This window comes from Pseudomonas sp. QTF5, assembly GCF_000512695.2.
In the GTDB taxonomy this organism is placed as follows: domain Bacteria; phylum Pseudomonadota; class Gammaproteobacteria; order Pseudomonadales; family Pseudomonadaceae; genus Aquipseudomonas.
The window spans coordinates 160649-186404 of the sequence record NZ_AZRW02000005.1; the positions used below are offsets into that span (position 1 = coordinate 160649).

Sequence of the window (25756 nt, forward strand, 5' to 3'; positions counted from 1 at the left end):
CGAACAGGAGTGTTGATCCATGGCTGAACCTCTTTCCTTGCCACCGGTGCCCGAACCGCCCAAGGGTGAGCGCCTGAAAAACAAGGTCGTGCTGCTGACCGGTGCCGCTCAGGGTATTGGCGAGGCGATTGTCGCAACCTTCGCCTCTCAGCAGGCCAAGCTGATCATCAGCGATATCCAGGCCGAGAAAGTTGAAAAAGTCGCGGCGCATTGGCGTGAACAAGGCGCGGATGTCGTGGCGATCAAGGCCGACGTGTCGCGCCAGCAAGACCTGCATGCCATGGCCAGATTGGCCATCGAACTTCACGGTCGAATCGACGTGCTGGTCAACTGCGCCGGGGTCAACGTGTTCCGCGACCCGCTGCAAATGACCGAAGAAGACTGGCATCGCTGCTTCGCTATCGACCTGGACGGCGCCTGGTATGGCTGCAAAGCCGTGTTGCCGCAAATGATCGAGCAGGGCATCGGCAGCATCATCAACATTGCCTCGACCCATTCCACTCACATCATTCCCGGCTGCTTCCCGTACCCGGTGGCCAAGCATGGCTTGCTCGGGCTGACCCGCGCCTTGGGTATCGAATACGCGCCCAAAGGCATTCGCGTCAACGCCATCGCGCCGGGTTACATCGAAACCCAACTGAACGTCGATTACTGGAACGGTTTTGCCGACCCCCATGCCGAACGTCAACGGGCCTTCGACCTGCATCCACCGCGGCGCATCGGTCAACCGATTGAAGTGGCAATGACCGCCGTGTTCCTGGCCAGCGATGAAGCGCCGTTCATCAACGCTTCATGCATCACCATCGATGGTGGGCGCTCGGTCATGTACCACGACTGAATAACTCGGGTTTCAAGCGCGAAACTACGCCTGAAATCCAATCATCATACGATATGACTATTGGCTGCATGCTTCGACCGCTGTATTGGCTTTCAAATAACGCTCAAAAAAAATAACAAGGAGTCAGCTTATGAAACGTCGTCGTGGGATCCGTTCCCTGTGCTGTGCCGCTTTGGCGGTTACCGCGGTCAGCCTGAGCAGTACGTTGCTGGCGGCCGAGGAAGTGAAGATCGGTTTTCTGGTCAAGCAAGCGGAAGAGCCCTGGTTCCAGACCGAATGGGCCTTCGCCGAAAAGGCCGGCAAGGACAAAGGCTTCACCGTCATCAAGATCGCCGTGCCTGATGGCGAGAAAACCCTCTCGGCCATCGACAGCCTGGCGGCCAACGGCGCCAAGGGCTTCGTGATTTGCCCGCCGGACGTGTCCCTCGGCCCGGCGATAATGGCCAAGGCCAAGCTCAACGGTTTGAAAGTGATTGCCGTCGATGACCGTTTCGTCGATGCCAGCGGCAAGTTCATGGAGAACGTGCCGTACCTCGGCATGGCCGCTTTCGAAGTCGGCCAGAAGCAGGGCGCCGCCATGGCCGCCGAAGCGAAAAAACGCGGCTGGGACTGGAAAGACACCTACGCGGTGATCAACACCTACAACGAACTCGACACCGGTAAGAAACGCACTGACGGTTCTGTCAAAGCGCTGGAAGACGCCGGTATGCCGAAAGACCACATCCTCTTCTCGGCGCTGAAAACCCTCGACGTACCGGGCAGCATGGACGCCACCAACTCGGCCTTGGTGAAGCTTCCGGGCGCGGCGAAAAACCTGATCATCGGCGGCATGAACGACAACACCGTGCTGGGCGGCGTGCGCGCTACCGAGAGTGCCGGTTTTGCCGCGGCCAACGTGATCGGCATCGGCATCAACGGCACCGATGCCATCGGCGAACTGAAGAAACCCAACAGCGGCTTCTTCGGCTCGATGCTGCCGAGCCCGCACATCGAGGGCTACAACACCGCGAGCATGATGTACGAGTGGGTCACCACCGGCAAAGAACCGCCGAAATACACCGCGATGGACGACGTGACGTTGATCACGCGTGACAACTTCAAGCAGGAACTGGAAAAAATCGGCCTGTGGAACTGAGGCGCGGTTGATTTCATCGGCAGCCCTGGCGACGGGGGCTGCCTGACCGGTGTGATGAGGTGGGGTTATGCACGCACAAGTACAGACAGATCAACAGAGCATTAGCGGCAGCCTGCGCTTCAACGGGATCGGCAAAACCTTTCCCGGGGTGAAGGCGCTGGACGGCATCAGCTTCGTCGCCCATCCGGGGCAGGTTCACGCCTTGATGGGCGAGAACGGTGCCGGTAAATCCACGCTGCTGAAAATCCTGGGCGGTGCTTACACGCCGAGCAGCGGCGACTTGCAGATCGGCGAGCAGAAGAGGGTCTTCAAGTCCACCGCCGACAGCATTGGCAGCGGGGTAGCGGTGATCCATCAGGAGCTGCACCTGGTGCCGGAAATGACCGTCGCCGAGAACCTGTTTCTCGGGCATCTGCCGGCGAGTTTCGGCCTGATCAATCGCGGCGTTTTGCGGCAACAGGCATTGGCCTGTCTTAAAGGCCTGGCCGATGAAATCGATCCGCAAGAGAAAGTCGGGCGCTTGTCCCTCGGCCAGCGGCAACTGGTGGAAATCGCCAAGGCTTTGTCCCGTGGCGCGCATGTGATTGCATTCGACGAACCCACCAGCAGCCTGTCGGCAAGGGAAATCGATCGTTTGATGGCGATCATCGGGCGCTTGCGTGACGAAGGCAAAGTGGTGCTTTACGTCTCCCATCGCATGGAAGAAGTGTTCCGTATCTGCAACGCGGTGACAGTGTTCAAGGACGGTCGCTTCGTGCGCACCTTCGAGGACATGAGTGCGCTGAACCATGACCAGTTGGTGACGTGCATGGTCGGTCGCGACATTCAGGATATCTACGATTACCGCAGTCGTCCCCGCGGCGCAGTGGCGCTCAAGGTCAGCGGGTTACTGGGGCCGGGCTTGCGTGAGCCGGTGAGTTTCGAGGCGCACAAGGGTGAAATACTCGGGCTGTTCGGCCTGGTCGGGGCCGGGCGCACTGAACTGTTCCGGATGCTCAGCGGGCTCACGCGCAACACCGCCGGGCGCCTGGAGTTGCGCGGTCGTGAACTGAAATTGCATTCGCCCCGCGATGCCATCGCGGCGGGGATTCTGTTGTGCCCCGAGGACCGTAAGAAGGAAGGCATCCTGCCGCTTGCCAGCGTCGCCGAGAACATCAACATCAGCGCTCGTGGCGCCCATTCCACCTTCGGCTGCCTGTTGCGCGGCTTGTGGGAAAAGGACAATGCCGACAAGCAGATCAAGGCGCTGAAGGTGAAGACGCCCAACGCGGCGCAGAAAATCATGTACCTGTCTGGCGGCAATCAGCAGAAGGCGATTCTGGGTCGCTGGCTGTCAATGCCGATGAAAGTTTTGCTGCTCGACGAGCCCACTCGCGGCATCGACATCGGGGCAAAAGCCGAGATCTACCAGATCATCCATAACCTGGCCGCCAGCGGCATCGCGGTGATTGTGGTGTCCAGCGACCTGATGGAAGTCATGGGCATTTCCGACCGCATCCTGGTGCTTTGCGAAGGCGCAATGCGCGGCGAACTGACCCGCGAACAAGCCAATGAATCCAACCTGCTGCAACTGGCGTTGCCACGCCAACGCGCTGCCGACGTGGCGAACTGAGAGGTGACTATGACCATCCAAAACAATGCTTTGCCAACCCCACGCAAACCTCTGGACTTGCGGCGCTTTCTCGATGACTGGGTGATGCTGCTGGCGGCCGTCGGGATCTTTGTGCTCTGCACCTTGCTAATCGATAACTTCCTGTCGCCGCTGAATATGCGCGGGCTCGGCCTGGCGATTTCTACGACAGGGATTGCCGCGTGCACCATGTTGTATTGCCTGGCGTCCGGGCATTTCGACTTGTCGGTGGGCTCGGTGATTGCCTGCGCCGGCGTGGTCGCGGCGGTGGTGATGCGTGACACCGACAGTGTGTTCCTTGGCGTGAGTGCGGCGCTGGTGATGGGGCTGGTTGTCGGGCTGATCAATGGGATCGTGATCGCCAAGCTGCGGGTCAATGCGTTGATCACTACGCTGGCGACCATGCAGATCGTGCGAGGTCTGGCTTACATTTTTGCCAACGGCAAAGCGGTGGGCGTTTCCCAGGAACAGTTCTTTGTCTTCGGCAACGGCCAGTTGTTCGGCGTGCCGGTGCCGATTCTGATCACCATCGTCTGCTTCCTGATTTTCGGTTGGCTGCTGAATTACACCACCTATGGGCGCAACACCATGGCCATCGGCGGTAACCAGGAAGCGGCGTTGCTGGCCGGGGTCAACGTTGACCGGACCAAGATCATCATCTTCGCCGTGCACGGTGTGATCGGTGCGTTGGCCGGGGTGATTCTGGCGTCGCGCATGACGTCCGGTCAGCCGATGATTGGTCAGGGTTTCGAGCTGACAGTGATCTCGGCTTGCGTGCTCGGCGGGGTGTCGTTGAGTGGCGGCATCGGGATGATTCGACATGTGATTGCCGGGGTGCTGATTTTGGCGATCATCGAGAATGCGATGAACTTGAAGAATATCGATACGTTTTATCAGTATGTGATTCGTGGGTCGATTCTGTTGCTGGCGGTGGTGATTGACCGACTGAAACAACGCTGATTTTCCTTGTGGGAGTGGGCTGTCACCGATCGTTCCCACGCTCTGCGTGGGAATGCAGCCCGGGACGCTCCGCGTCCCAACAGCGGACGCAGAGCGTCCATTGAGGCATTCCCACGCGGAGCATGGGAACGATCATTTGGAGGATCCTTCACCCACTTTCACAAAATATCCCTTGCTCGCTCCAACCCGTTTCAGCTATGACGGTACACCCGAGGTGTGCATGATTAGACCGGTACGAATTGACAACAAACAACAGGTGGGCGACGAGCTCATCCGGCGCGTCGAAAACGGCCTCATGGAGGACGGCATTCTATTGCCGGGCGAACATCAGTTGGCTCAAGCATTCAAGGTCAGCCGAGGCACGCTGCGTGAAGCCCTGGCCGAACTGAAACGACGCCACACCATAGCGACGCAAGGCGCGGTGGGCTCCATCGTCACTTACGATGGTGTGGTGCTCGATCAGCGCAGCGGCTGGGCCCAGGCGCTGGCCGACAATGGGGCGCTGATCAATACCGAAGTGCTGCGGCTGGAGGCGGTGACCCGCCCTGACCTGCTACCACGTTTCGGCACTGATCAGTTCATCACACTCGACCGTCGCCGTCGCGGCACCGATGGCACGCTGGTGTCCCTTGAACGTTCATTGATGCCCGCCACCGGAGGTCTGGAAGGCCTGCCGCGAGTCGGTCTGATCGATGACTCCCTGACCATTACGCTGGCCGCCTACGGCTACATTGGCGATCACGGGGATCAGTGGATCGGCGCCGAGCCCTTGAACGCCGAAGACGCCGAATTGCTCGGGCGCCCGGTGGGCACGGTGTTCCTCAAGGCCCTGCGCACCACTTACGACCGTCAGAACCGCTTCATGGAACAGGTCGAAAGCCTGCTAGATCCGGTGCATTTTCGTCTGCACCTGCAAATTGGAACTTCAAAATGACCGCGCTCGACCGTGCGTTGGGCGCCTTCTATGGGCTGGCCCTGGGCGATGCGTTGGGCATGCCCACCCAATCCCTGAGCCGTGCCGAGATCAAGGCGCGCTTTGGCGAAATCAGCGATCTGCAAGACGCTGGCCCGGATCAACCGATCGCCGCGAACATGCCCAAAGGTTCGATCACTGACGATACCGAACAGGCGATCCTGGTCAGTCAGTTGTTGATTGAAGGCGAAGGCCGGATCGAACCGGCAGTGCTGGCCCAACGCTTGATCGAATGGGAGGCCGGGATGCAGGCCAAGGGCTCGCAGGATTTGCTCGGCCCCTCGACCAAACACGCGATCGAGATGATCCTCGCCGGTCACTCGCTGGAAGAGGCAGGCCGCTACGGCACCACCAATGGCGCGGCGATGCGCATCACGCCGGTGGGGATTGCGGCCGATGTTGCCGATCCTGAGCGTTTCATCCGCGCCGTGGTGCAGGCCTGTCAGGTGACCCACAACACCACGCTGGGGATTGCCAGTGCGGCGGCGGTGGCGGCGGTGGTTTCTGCCGGGATCAACGGCATGGACCTGGGCGAGGCGTTGAGCCTGGGCCAGCAAATCGCTCAGCAAGCCGAAAGTCATGGCCACTGGGTCGCTGGCGGGCGTATCGCCTCGCGCATCAGTTGGGCGAAGAGCATCAGCATCGACTGCGACAAGGCGTTGCTGGCGGACGTGCTGTACGACGTGATCGGCACTTCAGTCGCCTCACAGGAATCGGTGGTGGTGTCGTTTGCCCTGGCTCAGCAAGTGGCTATCGGGCAGATGACGGCCTTCGAAGCGTTGTGCATGGCTGCCAGCCTGGGCGGTGACACCGACACCATCGCGGCGATTCTCGGCGCCATGCTTGGGGCTTGTCTGGGGCTTGAGAGTTGGCCGGTGGCGATGATCGAGCAGGTTAAAGCGGTAAATGATTTGCAGCTGGAACCGTTGGTGCAGGGGCTGTTGGCCTTGCGTTGACTGTACTGACGTCTTCGCGAGCAAGCCCGCTCCCACAGGGATGGCGCAATTCTCATGGTTCACATCGAACCTGTGGGAGCGGGCTTGCTCGCGAAGGGCGCAACGCACATTTGAGATTTTTCACCGCAATGGAGCGCACAAACATGGCCAGGACCGCCGGAAAGTTATGTCGACTTCCGAATTGCCCACAATCACAACAATGGCAACAGGAGCAGTTTTCATGAGTTCATCGAACACCGGGCAAAGTGCCGGGCAATTGGAAACCCGTGGCATCGAGCCGGTGCCGGAAGGGGAGTGCAATGGTCATCCGCTGCAACTGTTCTGGGTCTGGTTTGCCGCCAACATTTCCATCCTCGGCTTACCGTTGGGCGCCACGCTGGTGGCCTTTCGCGGCCTGGCGATCTGGCAGGCGATCATCGTCGCGATCCTCGGTGCCGCCGGCTCTTTCGCAGTGGTCGGGATCATCTCCATTGCCGGTCGTCGTGGTCGCGCACCGAGCCTGACGTTGTCGCGAGCTATCTTCGGTGTGCGCGGCAATATCGGCCCGACGCTGGTCTCGCTGATGTCGCGTCTGGGTTGGGAAACCGTCAACACCACCACCGCCGCATTCGTGTTGTTGTCGCTGTGCTCGATATTGTTCGGCTCGCCGGTGGAAGCCAAAAGCGCGCCGCTACTGACCCTGGTGTTCATCGCGATTTTTGTGCTGCTGACGTTGTCGGTGTCCGGCCTCGGTCACGCCACGTTGCTGGTGATCCAGAGATGGGCGACCTACGTGTTCGGTGCGTTGAACATCCTGGTCGGCGGTTTCCTCTGCGCGACCATCGACTGGAGCGCCGTATTCAACGCCACGCCAGCGCCCCTGAGCGCGATGATCATCGGCATCGGCACCATGGCCGCCGGCACCGGGATCGGTTGGGCCAACGCCGGTGCCGACATGTCGCGCTACCAGCACCGCAGTGTCAAAGCCGCGCGTCTGGTGGCGTCGGCGGCGTTCGGTGCGGGGATTCCGCTGGTGCTGCTGATCACCCTCGGCGGTCTGCTGTCAGTGGGCAACAATGATCTGGCCTCGGCCACTGACCCGATTGTCGCGATCCGCGACATGCTGCCGACCTGGATGGCCGTGCCGTACCTGATCACCGCGTTCGGCGGGTTGCTGCTGTCGAACAACCTGTCGGTGTACTCCGCCGGTTTGACCACCCTGACCCTCGGCCTGAAAGTCAAGCGCGTTTATGCCGTGGTGCTCGACATCGTCGCGATCTTCGCCGGCTCGATCTACTTCATGCTGATCGCCGAGAGCTTCTATGGCCCGTTCATCACCTTCATTTCCTTGCTGGCCGTGCCGATCACGGCGTGGGTCGGGATTTTTGTGGTCGACCTGATTCATCGTCATTACTACAGCCCCAAGGATTTACTGGACGTCAGCCCGAGCAGCGCCTACTGGTATCGCGGTGGCGTCGAGTGGCGCGCCTTCGGTGCGTGGGCAGTGGCGATCGTGTTGGGTTTCAGTTTCACCACCATTGGCACTACTGAACAAGATGTCTGGTTTCGGGGCTTTTTGTCCGACTCCTGGCTGGGCCACAACGGCCTGGGCTGGATCGTGACGTTCCTGGTGGCCGGTGGCATTTACTGGGTACTCGGCGGTGCCAAGGACCGTCGCGCCGCATCGTTCGAGCCTGCTCATGCCTAAGCTGTTGCACACCGGCCAGGTCATGATCGACCTGGTCATGGCCGTGGATAAATTGCCTCATTCGGGCGGTGACGTGCTGGCGCAATCCGCGCGTTTCGAGGCCGGAGGTGGCTTCAATGTGATGGCCGCAGCCAGGCGAAACGGCTTGCCGGTGGTCTACCTCGGTGGTCATGGCAAGGGCCGTTTCGGCGACCTGGCCCGAGAGGCGATGACGGCTGAAGGCATTCGGATTGGCATCGATCAGAGCACTGAGCGCGACACCGGGCTGTGCGTCGCGCTGACCGAAGCCTCGGCCGAGCGCACGTTCATTTCCTACATCGGTGCCGAAGGCGAATTGACCACCGAAGACCTGACGAGTGTGCCAGCCGAGGCGGGCGACTTTGTCTATGTCAGCGGCTATAGCCTGATGCATGGCGGCAAGGCTCAGGCGCTGGTGGATTGGGTGCTGGATTTGCCGGACGGGATCAAGGTGGTGTTCGATCCGGGGCCGTTGGTGGATTCGCCGGACGCGCCGCTGATGAAGGCCTTGTTGCCGCGCATCGATCTGTGGACCGGTAACCGTGTCGAGGCGCTGCGGTTTACCGGGGCGACGGACATCGGAGCGGCATTGAATCGGTTGGCGGATCATCTGCCGACCGAGGTGTTGACGGTGGTACGCGATGGGCCGCAAGGGTGCTGGATCAGCCAGCGTGGCGATCACCAGCATGTGCCGGGCTTCAAGGTCGTGGCGGTGGACAGCAACGGCGCGGGGGATGCTCACGCGGGCGTTTTTGTCGCCGGGTTGGCGCACGGATTATCGGCAGTCGAAGCGGCGCGGCGGGCGAATGCGGCTGCGGCATTGGCGGTCACTCGCCGGGGGCCGGCGACTTCGCCAGGGGCGGCTGAGGTGGATGCGTTGATTCGCGAGACTTTCGGCGTCTGATCCACCGCTTTCGCGGGCAAGCCCGCTCCCACAGGGGATTTGTTAACGACACACCCCTCTGTGGGAGCGGGCTTGCCCGCGATGAGGCCCTCAAACTCACCATCAATTCAGATTCAACCCGCCTTGCGCAACGCCTCGATCAACGCTTGCTTACGCATGCTCGAGCGCCCTGGAATCTTCTTCGCCCGGGCTTCTTTCATCAGGCTGTCCACCGCCTGCGTATCGCGCGAAGCCTTGCTATTGCGCGGCTTGCCCTCACGGGTGGCCACCGCACGTCGGGCTGATTCCTTGCGATCTGCAGACTTGGCGCTGGCCGGCTTCTTGCGCCCGGAACCGCCGGCGCGTTCACCGCCCCCCGACTGCTTGTTCACCGTGGCCCAGGCGCGAGCTTCGGCTTCATCTTTCGACACGCCTTTGTGCTCGTAGCTTTCTTCAATGTGTTCAGCCTTGCGTTTTTGCTCGGCGGTGTATTTGTCTTTGCTTCCATGAGGCATGGGATTTCTCCTGGCTGTAGGAGCCGGCGCAGCCTGCGATCTTTTGCTCTTCAAACACACAGGCAAAAAATCGCAGCCTGCGGAAGCTCCTACGCGGTTAGATATCCAGCTTGCGCGCCGCTTCAACCCCTGCGGCGCTGAGTTTGATCGGCAGGTTCAGCGAGTGCTCGCCGGCTTCGTTGCAGGTCACATGACCATGCTGGATCAGCCCGCGCTCCTGCAGCGTGGCGAGGGTGCTGGCCACAACTTTCTCCCCCCGGTAATTGTCCAGAACCTCCTTGCCCAAGCCACTTGGGTGGGCGTGCAGCAGGCGGGTCAGGACTTCTTTTTCCAGGTTTTTATCGACGTTCATGATTACCTCTTCGTTAGGATGGATAGGTATTACATGTCGCTCGCATCGGCGATTTTATTGATTGACGCTACGGCCTTCGGAGCCCGAGCCACCGGTGGTGGTTTTCGAGCCGACGCCGGTTCCGGCGTTGTCGGGAGTCTGGGGGCCGGGTGTATTCATCCCGCCCTGAGCGCCCGCGTCATCGTGATAAATCCGTGGGTCTGTGGCCGTCGGAGAAGGCGACCGGCCGCTGTCGATGCCTTGGGTGGCCGCAGATTCGGGCCTTTCGATTGGATCGGTCGGGTCGGTCCCGGAAGAGCTGGTCGCGGCGAACGCGACAGAGGTGAGCAATGTGGTGAGAGCGAGGGCGGTCAGTCGGGACGTGATCATGGTGTCGTCTCCGTTGATTAGAGTCCTTACCCGATATTGGTCCTTCCCGACCTGGATTGGTGCCTGATGAACGACGAGTGGTGTCGCTCAAGCTTGTTGGTCGACGCCGATTTCCTCCTTGAACAGCTCCATGAAACCCTTCAGGCGTTCGTGGCGAATCTGTGCCAGGCGTTGACCGGCGGTCGTTTGGAAACCGTCTGCCAGATGCAGCAGCTTGGTCTGGAAATGATCGAGGCAAAAGTGTTTGTCGTCGTAGTCCCGTTCTTTGGCCTCTGGGTCCAACGGGTCGTACAACGCACTGCCCATGCGCCCGGCGATGTAGAAGGTACGCGCCACGCCGAGCATGCCAAGGGAGTCGAGGCGGTCGGCATCCTGGATGATTTTCGCTTCGAGGGTGATGGGCATGATGTTGGCGCTGAAGCTATGGGCTTCGATGGCGTGGACGACTGCTGTGATTTTTGCGCCAGGCCAATCCATTGCTATCAGTACTGTCGAAGCTTTCTGCGCCGCCAGCCGTGAGGCCTGTGAGCGCAGCGGCGAGTTCTTCTCCACCGCCACGCAATCGTGCAACAGCACGGCTGCCAGCAGCACCTCAAGATCGCCGCCTTCTTCGGCATGAAGCGTGCGCACGTTGTGCCACACCCGCTGCAAGTGCGATAGATCATGGGCGCCATCCTCGCCAGGTTCCAGTGCATGAGGCAGCAGTTCAGAAGCCAGATTGTGCAGCGGCGCGAAAGTGGCGGTGGTCATAAAAGTCCTTTTTGTGGGAAACGCTTTTGTGGCGAGGGAGCTTGCTCCCGCTGGGCTGGGCAGCAGCCCCGACCTCAGACGGCACGGTATTTCAATTAGATCAGCGTCGCCAGTTTTGCGACTGCTTTGCAGCCGAACGGGAGCAAGCTCCCTCGCCACATTGCTTTCAAATGTGACGAGCGCCGCGCGCGGACTTAGTATGGCGTTTTCAACTTTTGACAAGGCACGTTCATGACGATCGAAATTCGCCCGGCAACCCCCAACGATGCTCCGCAAATCCTCGCGTTCATCACTGAACTGGCGGACTTCGAACGTGCCCGCCATGAAGTCATCGCCAGTGTCGCCGACATCGAGCGCAGCCTGTTCAGCGAAGGCGCCACCGCCCATGGCCTGATCTGTCTGCGCGACGGTTTGCCGATCGGCTTCGCGGTGTTCTTTTTCAGTTATTCCACCTGGTTGGGCAGCAACTGCCTGTACCTCGAAGACCTCTACATCACGCCCGAACAACGGGGCGGCGGCGCCGGTAAAACCTTGCTGCGCCACTTGGCGAAAATCGCCTGCGCCAATGACTGCGGCCGTTTCGAATGGAGCGTGCTGGACTGGAACAAACCGGCGATCGAATTCTATAAATCGCTGGGCGCACAGCCGCAGGAGGAGTGGGTGCGGTATCGGATGGATGGGGCGGTGTTAAGGGATTTTGCCGAGGGCAATTGACCCCCTAAAAGATCGCAGCCTTCGGCAGCTCCACACGGGATTGTGTTCGACCGCGCTATTGCGTCGTACATCGAATCTGTAGGGACTGCCGAAGGCTGCGATCTTTTTTTTGCGTCACATCCCGATATGTGGGATTGATATTTATATATTGAGATTTTCCTTCGCCCAGGTTTATAGTCCAGCTCACTCACTGCCAAAAAACAAAACAGGTGAAGCGATGCTGGCGCAATTGATCGCGCTCGATTGGGGGACAACCTCATTACGTGCTTACAAACTCGGCTTCGGTGGTCAGGTGCTGGAACAGCGCTCGCTGTCGTCCGGGATCATGCAGCTGCCCAAGACGCCGCGAATCATCGCCGGCCAGGCATGCGCCGACGGCTTTGAACTGGCCTTCGATGAGGCCTGCGGTGACTGGCTCGACGCACAGCCCGATTTGCCGGTGATTGCTTGCGGCATGGTCGGCAGTGCTCAGGGCTGGCGCGAAGCGGCCTACTGCGACACGCCGGCGAACGTCGCCAATCTCGGAACCTCCCTACAAACCGTTCGCAGTCTTCGCGGTGTCGATGTGCACATCGTGCCGGGCGTGATTCAGCGTTCGCGTTTGCCGAACGTGATGCGCGGCGAGGAAACCCAAGTCCTCGGCGTGTTGCAGAATCTGCCGAGCGGGGCGGGTAACGATCTGTTGATCGGCCTGCCGGGCAGCCATTCGAAATGGGTGGAAGTGGCCGACGGCTGCATCGTGCATTTCGACACTTTCATGACCGGCGAAATCTTCGCCGTCCTCAGTGAACACAGCATTCTGGGGCGCACTCAGCAGCGCGGCGCGTCCTTTGATGGTGAAGCGTTTGATCGTGGCGTGCGGGTGGCCCTGTCGGCGGACGGCGAAATCGGGCCGCTGTCGACATTATTCAGTGCCCGCAGTCTGGGGCTGACCGGCGAACTCAGCGCCGTCGCTCAGCCGGACTATCTGTCTGGCCTGTTGATCGGCCATGAATTGTCGGCCCTGGCCAATGTTCAGCGGCGCCGGCGCAACAGCGTGCACCTGCCCTCGATCATCCTCATCGGCAACACCCAACTCTGCGCCCGCTACAGCCGGGCGCTCGACGCCTGCGGTTTTACCCGCGTGACCCTGGCCGAGCAGGCCACCGAACGAGGGTTGTGGCAGTTGGCGGTCGCCGCTGGACTGATCACCGCAAACCCATCCCGTTAAACCTGACTGGAGGTCTGACATGCTCAAGCAAGCTCTGGCACAAAACGGTCTGATCGCGATCCTGCGTGGCCTGCGTCCGCAAGAGGCGGCAGCCGTCGGTGAAGTCCTGTACTCGGCCGGATTTCGCGTCATCGAAGTGCCGCTCAATTCCCCCGAACCGTACGAAAGTATCCGCATCCTGCGCAGTACCTTACCCGCCGATTGCCTGATCGGTGCGGGCACGGTGTTGACGCCGGAACAGGTCGAGCAAGTGAAAGCGGCGGGCGGCCAGGTAATCGTCATGCCTCACAGCGATGCCAAGGTGTTGCGTGCGGCGAAAGCGGCGGGGCTGTTCCTGTCGCCGGGCGTGGCGACGCCGACCGAGGCCTTTGCTGCATTGGCCGAAGGGGCGGATGTGCTGAAGATGTTCCCGGCCGAACAAATGGGCCCCGCCGTTGTGAAAGCCTGGCTGGCGGTGTTGCCGGCAGGGACGGTGCTGGTGCCGGTGGGCGGGATTACGCCGGACAACATGCAGGTGTTTGTCGAGGCCGGCGTCAAAGGTTTCGGTCTCGGTTCCGGGTTGTTCAAACCGGGCATGACGGCTGACGAAGTAGCGGTGCGCGCCAAGGCGTATGTCGCTGCCTGGAATGCTTTGCGTTAAGACTTTTTGGCGCTGTGAGCGCTGCATCTATATGAGCTGCATTTATAAAAAGAGAGTACGAGAGATGAAAATCACCAAACTCACGACCTTCATCGTTCCGCCGCGCTGGTGCTTCCTCAAAATCGAAACCGACGAGGGCGTGACCGGTTGGGGCGAGCCTGTGGTCGAAGGCCGCGCGCACACCGTCGCTGCTGCAGTTGAGGAATTGTCTGACTACCTGATCGGCAAAGACCCACGCAATATCGAAGACATCTGGACCGTGCTCTACCGTGGCGGCTTCTACCGTGGCGGTGCGATCCACATGAGCGCCCTGGCCGGCATCGACCAGGCGTTGTGGGACATCAAGGGCAAGGCTCTGGGTGTGTCGGTCAGCGATCTGTTGGGGGGGCAGGTGCGGGACAAGATTCGCGTTTATTCATGGATCGGTGGTGATCGCCCGGCGGACACCGCTCGCGCCGCGAAAGAAGCGGTCAGCCGTGGTTTCACCGCGGTGAAAATGAACGGCACCGAAGAGCTGCAATTCCTCGACTCCTTCGAGAAGGTCGATCTGGCGCTGGCCAACGTCGCCGCCGTACGCGATGCGGTCGGGCCGAATGTCGGCATCGGCGTGGACTTCCATGGTCGGGTGCACAAGCCCATGGCCAAGGTGCTGATGAAGGAGCTCGACCCGTACAAACTGATGTTCATCGAAGAGCCGGTGCTCAGCGAAAACTACGAAGCGCTGAAAGAACTGGCGCCGCTGACCAGCACGCCGATTGCCCTCGGCGAGCGCTTATTTTCGCGTTGGGACTTCAAGCGGGTGCTCAGCGAAGGCTACGTCGACATCATCCAGCCCGATGCCTCCCACGCGGGCGGCATCACCGAAACCCGCAAGATCGCCAACATGGCCGAAGCCTACGACGTGGCGCTGGCACTGCATTGCCCGTTGGGCCCGATTGCCCTGGCCGCGTGCCTGCAACTGGACGCGGTTTGCTACAACGCGTTCATCCAGGAGCAGAGCCTGGGCATCCATTACAACGAGAGCAATGACCTGCTCGACTATGTGAAAGATCCGCGGGTGTTCGACTACGACAAGGGCTTCGTGAAAATCCCCAACGGCCCGGGCCTGGGCATCGAGATCAACGAGGAATACGTGATCGAACGCGCCGCCGTCGGCCACCGCTGGCGCAACCCCATCTGGCGCCATGCCGATGGCAGTTTTGCCGAGTGGTGAGTGATCTTTGATTCACCTCAATCCCCTGTGGGAGCGGGCTTGCTCGCGAAGAGGTCAGCACATTCAGTATTGATGTTGACTGACACTCCGCCTTCGCGAGCAAGCCCGCTCCCACATTTGATCTCCAGGGACAGGGAGATCTGCGTTTACCCCAGTTTCACTTCGACCTCAATAAACATAAGAAGAGGCACCCCCCCATGCAACCGCAAACCCTCACCGGGCAGGCGTCGATGGTGACGCCGAGCCGCAAGCGGTTTTTCATCATGGTCCTGCTGTTCATCACCGTGGTGATCAACTACCTGGACCGCAGCAACCTGTCGATTGCCGCCCCGGCGCTGACCAGCGATCTGGGTATCGATCCGATCCATGTCGGGCTGATCTTCTCGGCCTTCGGCTGGACTTACGCCGCCATGCAGATCCCCGGCGGCTGGCTGGTGGACCGGGTGCCGCCGCGCATCCTGTATAGCGTCGCATTGCTGCTGTGGTCGATTGCCACGGTGATGCTCGGCTTCGCCGCCAGTTTCATCGCGCTGTTCGTACTGCGCATGGCCGTCGGCGCCCTGGAAGCGCCGGCGTATCCAATCAACAGCCGCGTGGTGACGACCTGGTTCCCTGAGCGCGAACGCGCCACAGCCATTGGTTTCTACACCTCCGGGCAGTTCGTCGGCCTGGCGTTTCTCACGCCGGTACTCGCATGGTTGCAACATCAATATGGCTGGCACATGGTGTTTGTCAGCACCGGCATGGTGGGCATTATCTGGGCGGTGATCTGGTACGCGGTGTATCGCGAGCCACGGGATTTCAAGGGTGCCAATGACGCTGAAATCGAGCTGATCCGCGAAGGCGGCGGGCTGGTGGATATTCAGGCTGAAGCCGCGAAGGCCAAGGCGAAATTCAGCTGGGTCGACCTTGGGATTGTCCTGAGTAAACGCAAGTTGTGGGGCATTTACCTCGGTCAGTTCTGCCTTAATTCGACGTTGTGGTTTTTTCTGACGTGGTTCCCGACCTACCTGGTGAAATATCGCGGCATGGACTTCATCAAGTCTGGCTTGCTGGCGTCGCTACCGTTTCTGGCGGCCTTCGTCGGTGTGCTGTGTTCGGGGTTCTTCTCGGACTTTTTGATTCGTCGCGGCTACACGGTGGGTTTCGCCCGCAAGTTGCCGATCATTGGTGGCTTGCTGATTTCCACCTCGATCATCGGCGCTAACTTCGTCGAGTCGACACCGCTGGTGATTGCCTTCCTCGCGCTGGCCTTTTTCGGCAACGGCCTGGCGTCGATCACCTGGTCGCTGGTGTCGACCCTGGCCCCGGCGCGCTTGCTTGGATTGACCGGTGGAGTGTTCAATTTCATCGGCAACCTGGCGGCGATTACCACGCCCATCGTCATCGGTTTCCTCGCCTCGGGTGATTCGTTTGCCCCGGCGATTACCTATATCTCGGTTCTGGCGTTGTTGGGTGCGCTTTCCTACGTGCTGCTGGTGGGCAAGGTCGAGCGTATCAAGTTGTAGTCGCGGCCATCGGGCGACCATAATGCCGCCCGTTCACTCGCTCAACGGTAAAGGCTGGATATGCAGGAAGACGCCCCAAAAATCGCCAAGGACGCCGCGCCGACTGGCACCCAGACACTGCTTCGAGGCTTGGGTGTGGTTCAGGCCGTGGCCAGTGGCGCCCGCGATCTCAAGGAAATCGCCCGGCTGATCGGCACGACGCGCAGCACCACCCATCGTCTGGCCAGCTGCCTGGTGGACGAGCGTTATTTGCGGGTGGTGCCGCAAGTCGGGTATCTGCTGGGGCCGAAACTGATCGAGCTGGGTTTCCAGGCACGTGAAGAGCTGCCACTGGTGACGTTGGCCGGGCCGTATCTGGATGAGTTGTCGGCGTTGACCGGAGACACCATTCACTTGGCGATTCGTGAGGGCGACGAGGTGCTGTACCTGCACAAAAATCCGGGGCGCAATGGCCCGGAAATGCGCTCGCGGGTCGGTCATCGCATGCCATTGGCGCGTACCGGGATCGGTAAAGCGTTGATGCTCGATGACACGCAGGAAGAATGGCAACGGCTGTACGAAATCAGCTTGCCGGTGGGTGGGAAAAATCAGTTCTGGCCGCAGCACCCGGAGCAATCCTGGGAGCAGTTCCAGCAGCGCATGATCGAGTACGTGGCCGGCGGTTACGCCTTCGACCTGGAAGACAACGAACCGTCGATCCGCTGTGTGGCGGCGCCGATCCGCGATGCCAGCAAGCGCATCGTCGCCGGTATCAGCATCGCCAGCACCGTGCCGTACATGCCATTGGAAAAAATGGCCGAGCTGATTCCCCTGATCAAAGGGGTTACAGCCCGGCTGTCGGCGGAGCTCGGCTTGAAGGTATAAGTCGAGCGGGCCTGATCAGACTTTCAGCGTCGCCATGTCGATCACGAAGCGGTACTTCACGTCACCGGCAATCATGCGGGTGTAAGCCTCGTTGATCTGGCGGATGTCGAGCATTTCGATGTCGCAGGTGATGCCGTGTTCGGCGCAGAAATCCAGCACTTCCTGGGTTTCAGCGATGCCGCCAATCAGGGAGCCGGCCAGCACACGACGACCCAATACCAGTTTGGCAGCATGCACCGGTGGATCGATCGGTTCGATCAAGCCCACCAGAATATGCACACCGTCGAAACGCAGCGTATCGAGGTAGGGATTGAGGTCGTGCTGCACCGGAATGGTGTCCAGCAGGAAGTCGAAATGTCCTGCGGCGGCTTTCATCTGTTCCGCATCGGTGGACACGATCACGTGGTCCGCGCCTTGACGACGACCTTCTTCAGCCTTGCTTGCCGAGCGGGTGAACAACGTCACTTCAGCGCCCATCGCCTTGGCGAACTTGATGCCCATGTGACCGAGGCCACCCATGCCGAGAATTCCGACCTTGTCGCCGGCCTTGACGCCGTAGTGCTTGAGCGGCGAGTAGGTGGTGATGCCGGCGCACAGAATCGGCGCGGCACTGGCCGGGTCGAGTTTCTCCGGGATACGCACGACAAAGTGCTCGCTGACCACGATGCTGTCGGAGTAACCGCCCATGGTGTTGCTGCCATCGACCCGGTCCGGGGTGGCATAGGTCATGGTCGGACCTTCCAGGCAGTATTGCTCCAGATCCGCCTGGCAGGCTTCGCAGTGGCGGCACGAGTCGACCATGCAGCCGACACCGACCAGATCGCCGACCTTGTGTTGGGACACATTCGCACCGACCGCGGTGACTTTTCCGACGATCTCATGGCCGGGCATCAGCGGGTAAACAGCAATGCCCCACTCGTTGCGTGCCTGATGGATGTCGGAATGGCAGACGCCGCAGTAGAGAATGTCGATCGCAACGTCGTCGGCCCGTGGGCTGCGGCGTTCGAATTTCATCGGGGCGAGGGGAGTGGTGGCTGACTGAGCGGCGTATCCGATGGCGGTGTACATGGTGAACCTCGCAAAAGCAGTGACAGGTGAGGCGAGCAATTCTGGGTGCCGCACGGGTGACCGGCCATGGCGATTCCTCCGGGTGTCATGCCTAATCCTCCGGCATGCACCGTTGATTGGTCGCATTGGCGTTCAGACCTGCGATGATGCTTTCATCCCTTTTTCGCGACTTTTTTTGTGACTTCTTTTGTGAAGAGCTCCCCATGTTGTTGACCCGTCATCTCGATGCCAATGCCACCCTGGTTTCGCTGATCCAGCCGCTGACCATTCGTGATGGTTTCGCGCCCACCGCATTGCCGGGGGTACAGGTTTTGCGCGCCAGTTGTGATGTGGCCCGTGGCCCGCAAATCTACGAGCCAAGCCTGGTCATCATCGCCCAAGGCAGCAAGTTGGCGTATCTGGGCCCGCGCACGCTTGAATATGGTGCCGGGCATTACCTGATTCAGGCGTTGCCGGTGCCCTTCGAATGCGAGACGTTTTCGGCTCCGGATGGCCCGATGCTAGGCGTTTCCATCTCCATCGACCGGGTAATGCTCGGTGAGTTGGTGCTGGTCATGGGGCTGTCGCCGGGGCGCACGGTTCCCGCACAGACGCCTGAGTCCATGACCTCGGCGGTGCTCGACGATGCCATGCGCGGTTGTGTGGAGCGGTTGTTGCGCTGCCTGCACGATCCGCTGGAATGCCAGATCATGGGGCCGGCGCGTTTGCGTGAATTGTTGTTCGTGGCGTTGCGGGGGCCGCAAGCCGATGTATTGCGAGCGCTGGTGGAACAACAGGGGCAGTTCGCCCGGATCGCGGCGTCCCTGAGTCATCTGCATGCGCATTACACTGAGCCGTTGAACGTCGAGACTTTGGCCCGTTGCGCGAACATGAGCGCGTCGACGTTTCATGAGCATTTCAAACGCAGCACCTTGTTGTCGCCGGTGCAGTATTTGAAGCGTTTGCGCTTGCTCAGGGCCCAGCAGTTGTTGCTGGGCGAAGGCTTGGGCGTGGCTCAGGTGGCGCATCGGGTGGGGTATCAGAGCACGTCGCAGTTCAGCCGTGAGTACAAGCGTTACTTTGAGCGCAATCCTGGGGATGAGCGCGCGGCTTGATACACCACGAATCCCCTTGTGGGAGCGGGCTTGCTCGCGAACGCGATGTATCAGTCGACATCAATGTTGGATGATAAACCGCTTTCGCGAGCAAGCCCGCTCCCACATTGGTTTTGTGGTGTGGCTTAATTTCGGGCAACAAAAAGGCTCCCATTTCGGGAGCCTTCGTTGTTCAGCGATTCGACTTACATGTTCGGGTAAGTCGGGCCGCCAGCACCTTCCGGCGCCACCCAGGTGATGTTCTGTGCAGGGTCCTTGATGTCGCAGGTCTTGCAGTGAACGCAGTTCTGGGCGTTGATCTGGAAGCGCTTCTCGCCGTCTTCCTTGGTCACCACTTCGTACACACCGGCCGGGCAGTAACGCTGGGCAGGTTCATCGTACATCGGCAGGTTTTTGGCGATCGGAATGCTCGCGTCGGCCAGCTTCAAGTGGCAAGGCTGCTCTTCTTCGTGGTTGGTACCCGAGATGAACACCGAGCTGAGTTTGTCGAAGCTGATCTTGCCGTCCGGTTTCGGGTAGTCGATCTTCTTGCAGTCAGCCGCCAGTTTCAGGCAAGCGTAATCCGGCTTGGTGTCGTGCAGGGTGAACGGCAGTTTGCCGCCGAAGATGTTCTGGTCGAGCCAGTTGAAACCGGCACCGATGATCGGGCCGAACTTGTGCATCGCCGGGCCGAAGTTGCGGCTGGCGAACAGTTCGTCGTAGAGCCAGCTCTTCTTGAACGCGTCGACATAAGTGGTCAGCTCTTGCGTGCCGTCCAGCTCGGCGAACAGCGCATCGGCCACGGCATCAGCGGCGAGCATGCCGGACTTCATCGCGGTGTGGCTGCCTTTGATCTTGGCGAAGTTCAGCGTGCCGAGGTCGCAACCGATCAGCGCGCCGCCCTTGAAGACCATTTTCGGCAGCGAGTTCAGGCCGCCTTTGGAGATAGCACGCGCGCCGTAGCTGATGCGCTTGCCGCCTTCCAGGTATTGCTTGAGCACCGGGTGATGCTTGAGGCGCTGGAACTCGTCGAACGGCGACAGGAAGGTGTTGCTGTAGGAAAGATCGACGATCAGGCCGACCACCACCTGGTTGTTTTCCAGGTGATAGAGGAACGAGCCGCCGGTGTTCTCGGTGCCCATGATGTCCAGCGGCCAGCCGGCGGTGTGTACCACCAGGCCCGGCTGGTGTTTGGCCGGATCGATTTCCCAGATTTCTTTCAGGCCGATGCCGTAATGCTGGGCGTCGGCCTCGCTGTCGAGGTTGAAACGCTTGATCAGTTGCTTGCCGATATGGCCACGGCAACCTTCGGCGAACAGCGTGTACTTGGCACGCAGTTCCATGCCCGGGGTGTACAGGCCTTCTTTCGGATTGCCTTCGCGATCAACGCCCAAGTCGCCGGTGATGATCCCGCGAACCACGCCGTTCTCATCGAACAGCGCTTCCTGGGCGGCGAAGCCCGGGTAGATTTCCACGCCCAGGTTCTCGGCCTGCTGAGCCAGCCAGCGGCACAGGTTGCCCAGGGAGATGATGTAGTTGCCTTCGTTGTGCATGGTCTTGGGCACAAAGAAGTCAGGAATCTTCTGCGCGCTGTCGGCATTCTTGAGCACGAAGATGTCATCGCGTGTGACTGGCGTATTCAGCGGCGCGCCGAGTTCTTTCCAGTCCGGGAACAATTCGTTCAGGGCCCGTGGTTCGAACACGGCACCGGAGAGGATGTGAGCGCCGACTTCGGAGCCTTTTTCGACCACGCAGACGCTGATTTCCTTACCGGCTTCGGCGGCCTTCTGCTTCAAACGGCAGGCGGCGGACAGGCCAGCGGGGCCGGCACCGACGATGACCACGTCGAATTCCATGTATTCGCGTTCCACAGGCTATCTCCTACTCAAGGCTCAACAGTTTTTTTTCTAATTGGAGGTTTGGTGTCGCATCCATGAATTCCCCCACAATGCGGGGGAGAGGACAATCGATGAACCACCTTTCTCTCTGGGTGGCGCATTATATCTACACCACTCCTAGCGTCCAATACAAACGTTTGTTTGAATTGGCTCAAGGCCAGATAAATCAAAGTCACGCGGCTTATGAACGGCTATTTTGCCGTATTGACCGGAATAGGCGTTCCGGTCAAGATACGGTCGGTTTTGCGCTCGCCGTAGGCTGACTGTTGGTTTCAAGAGCACCTCTAAAGACAGGGCGATGGCAATATAAGGTGATGCGCAGTGCAGGTTTGGCGTGCAGTTTACACGCCGCGATAATGAATGACTCGTGGGTCACCACTGACGAACGGTTATCAGCCTCGTGAGCAATGTTCACCCGATACACCTGCCAGCTTTTTAGAGGTGCCCTTGCGCCGATGAGCATCAACCGCCAGGTTCGCCTAGGCGACTTTCTTTTCACCGGAGAGTAACGAGGAATCCATGAAGGTTCTTGTAGCTGTCAAACGCGTTGTGGATTACAACGTCAAGGTTCGTGTCAAGGCGGACAATTCCGGCGTCGACCTCGCTAACGTCAAGATGTCGATGAACCCGTTCTGCGAAATCGCAGTGGAAGAAGCCGTACGTCTGAAAGAGAAAGGCGTCGCGACTGAAATCGTCGTCGTCTCCATCGGCCCGTCCACCGCTCAAGAGCAACTGCGCACCGCGCTGGCTCTGGGTGCCGACCGTGCCATCCTCGTCGAATCCGCTGAAGATCTGACTTCCCTGGCCGTTGCCAAGTTGTTGAAAGCTGTTGTCGACAAGGAACAGCCTCAGCTGGTGATCCTCGGCAAACAAGCCATCGACAGCGATAACAACCAGACTGGCCAGATGCTCGCTGCATTGAGCGGCTACGGTCAGGGCACGTTCGCTTCGAAAGTCGAAGTCAGCGGCGATACCGTTGCCGTGACCCGCGAAATCGACGGCGGCGCACAGACGGTTTCCCTGAAACTGCCGGCTATCGTCACCACCGACCTGCGTTTGAACGAGCCGCGCTATGCGTCTCTGCCAAACATCATGAAAGCCAAGAAGAAGCCTCTCGAAGTGCTGACTCCGGACGCTTTGGGCGTTTCCACCGCCTCCACCAACAAGACCCTGAAAGTCGAAGCACCGGCTGCACGCAGCGCGGGTATCAAGGTCAAGTCGGTGGCTGAACTGGTCGAGAAACTGAAAAACGAAGCGAAGGTAATCTAATCATGACTATCTTGGTAATCGCTGAACACGACAACAAAGTGCTGGCCCCGGCCACGCTGAATACCGTTGCTGCTGCCGCCAAGATCGGTGGCGACATCCACGTTCTGGTTGCAGGTCAGGGCGCTGGCGCCGTGGCTGAAGCCGCTGCGAAAATCGCTGGCGTGAGCAAAGTTCTGTCTGCTGACAATGCTGCTTACGCGCATCAGCTGCCGGAAAACGTTGCTCCGCTGGTTGCAGAGTTGGGCAAGGGCTACAGCCACATCCTGGCCGCCGCCACTTCCAATGGCAAAAACATCCTGCCGCGCGTTGCCGCGAGCCTGGACGTTGACCAGATCTCCGAGATCATCTCGGTCGAAAGCGCTGATACCTTCAAGCGCCCGATCTACGCCGGTAACGCCATTGCTACCGTACAGTCCAACGCTGCGGTCAAAGTGATCACCGTGCGTGCCACCGGTTTCGACCCGGTTGCTGCTGAAGGTGGTTCGGCTGCCGTTGAAGCCGTTGCCGCTGCCCACGACGCTGGCACTTCGAGCTTCGTTGGCGAAGAACTGGCCAAGTCCGATCGTCCGGAACTGACCGCTGCCAAAATCGTCGTTTCCGGCGGTCGTGGCATGCAGAACGGCGACAACTTTAAACACCTGTACGCCCTGGCCGACAAGCTGGGCGCTGCCGTCGGTGCTTCCCGCGCGGCGGTCGACGCAGGTTTCGTACCCAACGACATGCAGGTCGGTCAGACCGGCAAGATCGTTGCGCCACAGCTGTACATCGCCGTTGGTATCTCCGGCGCGATCCAGCACCTGGCCGGCATGAAAGACTCCAAAGTGATCGTTGCGATCAACAAGGACGAAGAAGCGCCGATCTTCCAGGTGGCCGATTACGGCCTGGTGGCGGACTTGTTCGAAGCCATCCCCGAGTTCGAGAAGCTGGTCTAATCCGGCAGCTTGACTTATAAAGAGCCCGGCCTTTTGGTCGGGCTTTTTTTGTTCTGTAGGAACTGTGTAGGAGCTCCTACGGGCGTAAATAATGGGTTGTAGGGAGTGTCTCCATGGATTTGCGCCGCGTGTATGGCTGGTCATTACTGCTGGGGCTGGCGTTGCTGCCGGGGCTGTCTGCCGCCGCGGGAAAATGCGAGCGCCTGGTGGTGACCGGTAGCCCGGACGCACCGCCGTACCTGTGGCAAGACCCGCAAAACCCCAAGCATCTGATTGGCGCCAGCGCTGACCTGTTGCAGCAAGTGGCGGGGGAGTTGGGCATCAAGCTCGAGCTGCTTTACGCCGGCAAACGCTCCCAGGCCCTGGACGAAGTGCGCAGCGGGCGCATGGACATGCTGGCCGATGCGCCGTTGATGGTCAGTGAGCTGGAGAATCTGGATTACATTCACCCTCCGCTGCTGGAAAACGATTACCTGGTCTGGACCCGCAACGACTCGTTACTGGTCTACAACGAAGCGCAGGACCTGCGCGGTCATCCCGGCGCGTTGTCGGAAAAGGCTCGAGTGACCCCGGCATTCGGCACTTTCGCCGAGCAGCAATTGACCCTTGTGCGCACACCCAATCTGACTCAGGCCTTTCAGAAATTGCTGCTGAACGAGGTGGAGTTTGTCCTTGCCGGACGCTACTCGGGCATGGCCATGGTGCAAACGCTGGGGATGACCAATGACTTGATGGCCCATCCACAACCTATCGACAAACCCGGTCTGTACCTCGCGGTTTCCCATAACTCTGCCTGCAACGATCCTTGGTTGCGCGGACAACTGGCCAAAAAGATGACAGAATTGCCCGCGTCCGGACTGACGGAAGCTGCGCTGCTGCGCAATATCGAGCGTTGGAAGACCCAATCCTCACAGCCGCAGCCACAACCTGTCAGTACCCCAAAACAGTAGGGATTTTTAGTGAGTATTCGACCTCTTTTCGCTGCCCTGGCCGTTCTGGCTCTGGCGGGTTGTGCAGCCGATCCGGCGCCGAATGAACAAATACGCCTGACCGAACAGGCCCTCGAACAAGCCAAGGCCGTGGGTGCTACCGCCGACGAAGTGCCGGAGCTGAAACTGGCTGAAGACAAGTTCAAGCGTGCCAAGGGCAACATGGCCGACCAGTCCTTCAAGAATGCGCGCATGCGGGCCGAGCAGGCCGAACTGGACGCGCGCCTTGCCGAAGCACGGGTTCTGACCCTCAAGAGCGAGGAGCAGTTGAACGTGCTCAATACCCGCATCACTCGCCTGCGCAAGCAACTGGGAGATGCCCAATGAGCCTGAAGACCAAAGCACTCGGCGGCTTGATCCTGGCCGGCTGCGCAAGCCTTTATGGCTGCGCCGGTCAACACAGCGAAGCCGCATTGCAGCAGGCCGGCGCCGACTTCCAGAAGGTCAAGGAAGACTCCAGCGTGCTGCGCATTGCGCCCAAAGACGTGATCCGTGCCGGCGAGTCCCTGGCCCGCGCCGATCGTCTGTCCAGCTACTGGGGCAGCGGTTCGGACGTGGTGCATTACGCCTACCTGAGCCAGCGCTACAGCGAAATCGCCCGGGAACACACCAATCAAGTGCTCAATGAAGAACGCGCTGCGAAGCTCGAGCTTGAGCGTCAGCGCCTGCAATTGGCCCTGCGTGAGTCCAAGTTGCTCAGCGTGCAGCAACAGGGCAAGTGGCTCGAAGAGCAGATCGTGGCGCTGGCGACTACCCAAACCGACCGTGGATTGGTGATGACCCTGGGCGATGTGCTGTTCGATACCGGTGAAGCGGAGCTGAAAAACTCGGCAAACCGTGTGATCCTGAAGATCGTCCAGTTCTTGCAGCTCAACCCCAAACGTGTGGTGCGGATCGAGGGCTATACCGACAGCACTGGCGGCAAACAGGACAATCTCAAGCTGTCCCGAGACCGTGCGCAATCAGTGGCTGACGTGCTGATGGACCTGGGTATCGACGATAAACGTATCAAAGTCGAAGGCTACGGCGATGAATACCCGGTGGACGTGAACGCTTCCGAGCGCGGTCGTGCGCAGAACCGTCGGGTGGAAATTGTGTTCTCTGACGAAAAAGGCCAGCTCGGCGCCACTCGCTAAGGGTTGCGTTACTGGAAAACCCGGCCTGTCAGTCAGCGCCGGGTTTTTTTGCGCCTGCCCATCAGTCCACAGTACAGTTTTTGCTGACAATGGACTGTACGGTCGACTATTGTGGCAACTGTCCCAGTACACTTCTAAACTGTTCCGGTATTGTTTCACACAAGAATAAAATGCCC

General features: G+C 59.9%; 26 protein-coding genes. 20 read left to right on the plus strand and 6 right to left on the minus strand.

Annotation, left to right across the window (positions count from 1 at the left end; all coding sequences use genetic code 11):
* Nucleotides 1–19 precede the first annotated feature (19 nt).
* From IC37_RS06180 to IC37_RS06215, 8 genes are all read left to right on the plus strand, one after another.
* Nucleotides 20–838, plus strand: coding sequence for an SDR family oxidoreductase (locus tag IC37_RS06180; protein ID WP_030131978.1), 819 nt, complete (start codon nt 20–22; stop codon nt 836–838).
* Between the two features lie 130 nt (nt 839–968).
* Nucleotides 969–1973, plus strand: a complete 1005-nt coding sequence (locus IC37_RS06185; RefSeq protein WP_030131979.1) for a substrate-binding domain-containing protein — start codon at nt 969–971, stop codon at nt 1971–1973.
* Between the two features lie 67 nt (nt 1974–2040).
* On the plus strand, nt 2041–3585 hold the full coding sequence (araG, locus tag IC37_RS06190) for an L-arabinose ABC transporter ATP-binding protein AraG (RefSeq protein WP_030131980.1): 1545 nt from the start codon (nt 2041–2043) through the stop codon (nt 3583–3585).
* Nucleotides 3586–3594: 9 nt separating this feature from the next.
* Nucleotides 3595–4563: an L-arabinose ABC transporter permease AraH gene (araH, locus tag IC37_RS06195; protein WP_030131981.1), complete on the plus strand. Its 969-nt coding sequence runs from the start codon at nt 3595–3597 to the stop codon at nt 4561–4563.
* A gap of 220 nt (nt 4564–4783) precedes the next feature.
* Complete coding sequence (locus IC37_RS06200) at nt 4784–5497, plus strand: GntR family transcriptional regulator (protein WP_030131982.1); 714 nt, start codon at nt 4784–4786, stop codon at nt 5495–5497.
* Nucleotides 5494–6492, plus strand: coding sequence for an ADP-ribosylglycohydrolase family protein (locus IC37_RS06205; protein WP_030131983.1), 999 nt, complete (start codon nt 5494–5496; stop codon nt 6490–6492). The genes IC37_RS06200 and IC37_RS06205 overlap by 4 nt, the downstream gene beginning before the upstream one ends.
* Nucleotides 6493–6712: 220 nt before the next feature.
* Entirely contained in the window at nt 6713–8179 is a 1467-nt protein-coding gene (locus tag IC37_RS06210) for a cytosine permease (protein WP_030131984.1), read from the plus strand.
* A complete protein-coding gene (locus tag IC37_RS06215; RefSeq protein WP_030131985.1) occupies nt 8172–9101 on the plus strand; it encodes a PfkB family carbohydrate kinase in 930 nt (309 codons plus the stop codon). The genes IC37_RS06210 and IC37_RS06215 overlap by 8 nt, the downstream gene beginning before the upstream one ends.
* Nucleotides 9102–9214: 113 nt before the next feature.
* Here IC37_RS06215 and IC37_RS06220 read toward each other — a convergent pair whose 3' ends face one another.
* The 4 genes from IC37_RS06220 to IC37_RS06235 all read right to left on the minus strand — a co-directional run bounded on the left by IC37_RS06220 (nt 9215) and on the right by IC37_RS06235 (nt 11066).
* Nucleotides 9215–9595 (minus strand): Rho termination factor N-terminal domain-containing protein, encoded by a 381-nt coding sequence (locus IC37_RS06220; RefSeq protein WP_030131986.1) that lies wholly within the window; start codon nt 9593–9595, stop codon nt 9215–9217.
* Between the two features lie 97 nt (nt 9596–9692).
* Entirely contained in the window at nt 9693–9947 is a 255-nt protein-coding gene (locus tag IC37_RS06225; protein WP_030131987.1) for a hypothetical protein, read from the minus strand.
* 54 nt (nt 9948–10001) lie between these two features.
* On the minus strand, nt 10002–10316 hold the full coding sequence (locus IC37_RS06230) for a hypothetical protein (RefSeq protein WP_030131988.1): 315 nt from the start codon (nt 10314–10316) through the stop codon (nt 10002–10004).
* 87 nt (nt 10317–10403) lie between these two features.
* Complete coding sequence (locus tag IC37_RS06235; protein WP_030131989.1) at nt 10404–11066, minus strand: HD domain-containing protein; 663 nt, start codon at nt 11064–11066, stop codon at nt 10404–10406.
* 231 nt (nt 11067–11297) lie between these two features.
* Here IC37_RS06235 and IC37_RS06240 point away from each other — a divergent pair, with 231 nt between their 5' ends.
* The 6 genes from IC37_RS06240 to IC37_RS06270 all read left to right on the plus strand — a co-directional run bounded on the left by IC37_RS06240 (nt 11298) and on the right by IC37_RS06270 (nt 17215).
* On the plus strand, nt 11298–11780 hold the full coding sequence (locus IC37_RS06240; RefSeq protein ID WP_030131990.1) for a GNAT family N-acetyltransferase: 483 nt from the start codon (nt 11298–11300) through the stop codon (nt 11778–11780).
* 217 nt (nt 11781–11997) lie between these two features.
* Nucleotides 11998–12990, plus strand: coding sequence for a 2-dehydro-3-deoxygalactonokinase (locus IC37_RS06245; RefSeq protein WP_030131991.1), 993 nt, complete (start codon nt 11998–12000; stop codon nt 12988–12990).
* 19 nt (nt 12991–13009) lie between these two features.
* Entirely contained in the window at nt 13010–13630 is a 621-nt protein-coding gene (locus IC37_RS06250; RefSeq protein ID WP_018926189.1) for a 2-dehydro-3-deoxy-6-phosphogalactonate aldolase, read from the plus strand.
* Nucleotides 13631–13694: 64 nt separating this feature from the next.
* Nucleotides 13695–14843, plus strand: a complete 1149-nt coding sequence (gene dgoD, locus IC37_RS06255; protein WP_030131992.1) for a galactonate dehydratase — start codon at nt 13695–13697, stop codon at nt 14841–14843.
* Nucleotides 14844–15040: 197 nt separating this feature from the next.
* Nucleotides 15041–16351, plus strand: a complete 1311-nt coding sequence (locus tag IC37_RS06265; RefSeq protein WP_030131993.1) for an MFS transporter — start codon at nt 15041–15043, stop codon at nt 16349–16351.
* A 60-nt stretch (nt 16352–16411) separates the two neighbouring features.
* On the plus strand, nt 16412–17215 hold the full coding sequence (locus tag IC37_RS06270; RefSeq protein WP_008012044.1) for an IclR family transcriptional regulator: 804 nt from the start codon (nt 16412–16414) through the stop codon (nt 17213–17215).
* A gap of 15 nt (nt 17216–17230) precedes the next feature.
* Here the strand turns inward: IC37_RS06270 and IC37_RS06275 are convergent, their stop codons facing one another.
* Entirely contained in the window at nt 17231–18283 is a 1053-nt protein-coding gene (locus tag IC37_RS06275) for an NAD(P)-dependent alcohol dehydrogenase (protein ID WP_030131994.1), read from the minus strand.
* A 203-nt stretch (nt 18284–18486) separates the two neighbouring features.
* Here IC37_RS06275 and IC37_RS06280 point away from each other — a divergent pair, with 203 nt between their 5' ends.
* Nucleotides 18487–19377 (plus strand): AraC family transcriptional regulator, encoded by an 891-nt coding sequence (locus IC37_RS06280; protein WP_030131995.1) that lies wholly within the window; start codon nt 18487–18489, stop codon nt 19375–19377.
* Nucleotides 19378–19562: 185 nt separating this feature from the next.
* Here the strand turns inward: IC37_RS06280 and IC37_RS06285 are convergent, their stop codons facing one another.
* Complete coding sequence (locus IC37_RS06285; RefSeq protein ID WP_030131996.1) at nt 19563–21227, minus strand: electron transfer flavoprotein-ubiquinone oxidoreductase; 1665 nt, start codon at nt 21225–21227, stop codon at nt 19563–19565.
* Between the two features lie 546 nt (nt 21228–21773).
* On the opposite strand from IC37_RS06285, the gene IC37_RS06290 reads away from it, so the two are divergent.
* The 5 genes from IC37_RS06290 to IC37_RS06310 all read left to right on the plus strand — a co-directional run bounded on the left by IC37_RS06290 (nt 21774) and on the right by IC37_RS06310 (nt 25580).
* A complete protein-coding gene (locus IC37_RS06290) occupies nt 21774–22523 on the plus strand; it encodes an electron transfer flavoprotein subunit beta/FixA family protein (protein ID WP_007903904.1) in 750 nt (249 codons plus the stop codon).
* 2 nt (nt 22524–22525) lie between these two features.
* Complete coding sequence (locus tag IC37_RS06295; protein WP_030131997.1) at nt 22526–23455, plus strand: electron transfer flavoprotein subunit alpha/FixB family protein; 930 nt, start codon at nt 22526–22528, stop codon at nt 23453–23455.
* A 113-nt stretch (nt 23456–23568) separates the two neighbouring features.
* The gene (locus tag IC37_RS06300) at nt 23569–24405 is read left to right on the plus strand and encodes an ABC transporter substrate-binding protein (RefSeq protein ID WP_030131998.1); all 837 of its coding nucleotides are present in this window, start codon (nt 23569–23571) and stop codon (nt 24403–24405) included.
* Between the two features lie 9 nt (nt 24406–24414).
* A complete protein-coding gene (locus IC37_RS06305) occupies nt 24415–24771 on the plus strand; it encodes a DUF4398 domain-containing protein (RefSeq protein ID WP_008073146.1) in 357 nt (118 codons plus the stop codon).
* Nucleotides 24768–25580 (plus strand): OmpA family protein, encoded by an 813-nt coding sequence (locus IC37_RS06310; RefSeq protein WP_030131999.1) that lies wholly within the window; start codon nt 24768–24770, stop codon nt 25578–25580. Before IC37_RS06305 ends, IC37_RS06310 begins: the two co-directional genes overlap by 4 nt.
* Nucleotides 25581–25756 lie beyond the last annotated feature (176 nt).

Bases quoted from the DNA above. Each gene is read 5' to 3' on its own strand.
- araH (WP_030131981.1), top strand. From the start codon at position 3,595: ATGACCATCCAAAACAATGCTTTGCCAACCCCACGCAAACCTCTGGAC.
- IC37_RS06310 (WP_030131999.1), top strand. From the start codon at position 24,768: ATGAGCCTGAAGACCAAAGCACTCGGCGGCTTGATCCTGGCCGGCTGC.
- IC37_RS06210 (WP_030131984.1), top strand. From the start codon at position 6,713: ATGAGTTCATCGAACACCGGGCAAAGTGCCGGGCAATTGGAAACCCGT.
- IC37_RS06215 (WP_030131985.1), top strand. From the start codon at position 8,172: ATGCCTAAGCTGTTGCACACCGGCCAGGTCATGATCGACCTGGTCATG.
- IC37_RS06265 (WP_030131993.1), top strand. From the start codon at position 15,041: ATGCAACCGCAAACCCTCACCGGGCAGGCGTCGATGGTGACGCCGAGC.
- IC37_RS06200 (WP_030131982.1), top strand. From the start codon at position 4,784: ATGATTAGACCGGTACGAATTGACAACAAACAACAGGTGGGCGACGAG.
- IC37_RS06290 (WP_007903904.1), top strand. From the start codon at position 21,774: ATGAAGGTTCTTGTAGCTGTCAAACGCGTTGTGGATTACAACGTCAAG.
- IC37_RS06240 (WP_030131990.1), top strand. From the start codon at position 11,298: ATGACGATCGAAATTCGCCCGGCAACCCCCAACGATGCTCCGCAAATC.
- IC37_RS06250 (WP_018926189.1), top strand. From the start codon at position 13,010: ATGCTCAAGCAAGCTCTGGCACAAAACGGTCTGATCGCGATCCTGCGT.
- IC37_RS06205 (WP_030131983.1), top strand. From the start codon at position 5,494: ATGACCGCGCTCGACCGTGCGTTGGGCGCCTTCTATGGGCTGGCCCTG.
- araG (WP_030131980.1), top strand. From the start codon at position 2,041: ATGCACGCACAAGTACAGACAGATCAACAGAGCATTAGCGGCAGCCTG.
- IC37_RS06280 (WP_030131995.1), top strand. From the start codon at position 18,487: ATGTTGTTGACCCGTCATCTCGATGCCAATGCCACCCTGGTTTCGCTG.
- IC37_RS06180 (WP_030131978.1), top strand. From the start codon at position 20: ATGGCTGAACCTCTTTCCTTGCCACCGGTGCCCGAACCGCCCAAGGGT.
- IC37_RS06230 (WP_030131988.1), bottom strand. From the start codon at position 10,316: ATGATCACGTCCCGACTGACCGCCCTCGCTCTCACCACATTGCTCACC.
- IC37_RS06275 (WP_030131994.1), bottom strand. From the start codon at position 18,283: ATGTACACCGCCATCGGATACGCCGCTCAGTCAGCCACCACTCCCCTC.
- IC37_RS06300 (WP_030131998.1), top strand. From the start codon at position 23,569: ATGGATTTGCGCCGCGTGTATGGCTGGTCATTACTGCTGGGGCTGGCG.
- IC37_RS06185 (WP_030131979.1), top strand. From the start codon at position 969: ATGAAACGTCGTCGTGGGATCCGTTCCCTGTGCTGTGCCGCTTTGGCG.
- IC37_RS06235 (WP_030131989.1), bottom strand. From the start codon at position 11,066: ATGACCACCGCCACTTTCGCGCCGCTGCACAATCTGGCTTCTGAACTG.
- IC37_RS06295 (WP_030131997.1), top strand. From the start codon at position 22,526: ATGACTATCTTGGTAATCGCTGAACACGACAACAAAGTGCTGGCCCCG.
- IC37_RS06220 (WP_030131986.1), bottom strand. From the start codon at position 9,595: ATGCCTCATGGAAGCAAAGACAAATACACCGCCGAGCAAAAACGCAAG.
- IC37_RS06270 (WP_008012044.1), top strand. From the start codon at position 16,412: ATGCAGGAAGACGCCCCAAAAATCGCCAAGGACGCCGCGCCGACTGGC.
- IC37_RS06245 (WP_030131991.1), top strand. From the start codon at position 11,998: ATGCTGGCGCAATTGATCGCGCTCGATTGGGGGACAACCTCATTACGT.
- IC37_RS06225 (WP_030131987.1), bottom strand. From the start codon at position 9,947: ATGAACGTCGATAAAAACCTGGAAAAAGAAGTCCTGACCCGCCTGCTG.
- dgoD (WP_030131992.1), top strand. From the start codon at position 13,695: ATGAAAATCACCAAACTCACGACCTTCATCGTTCCGCCGCGCTGGTGC.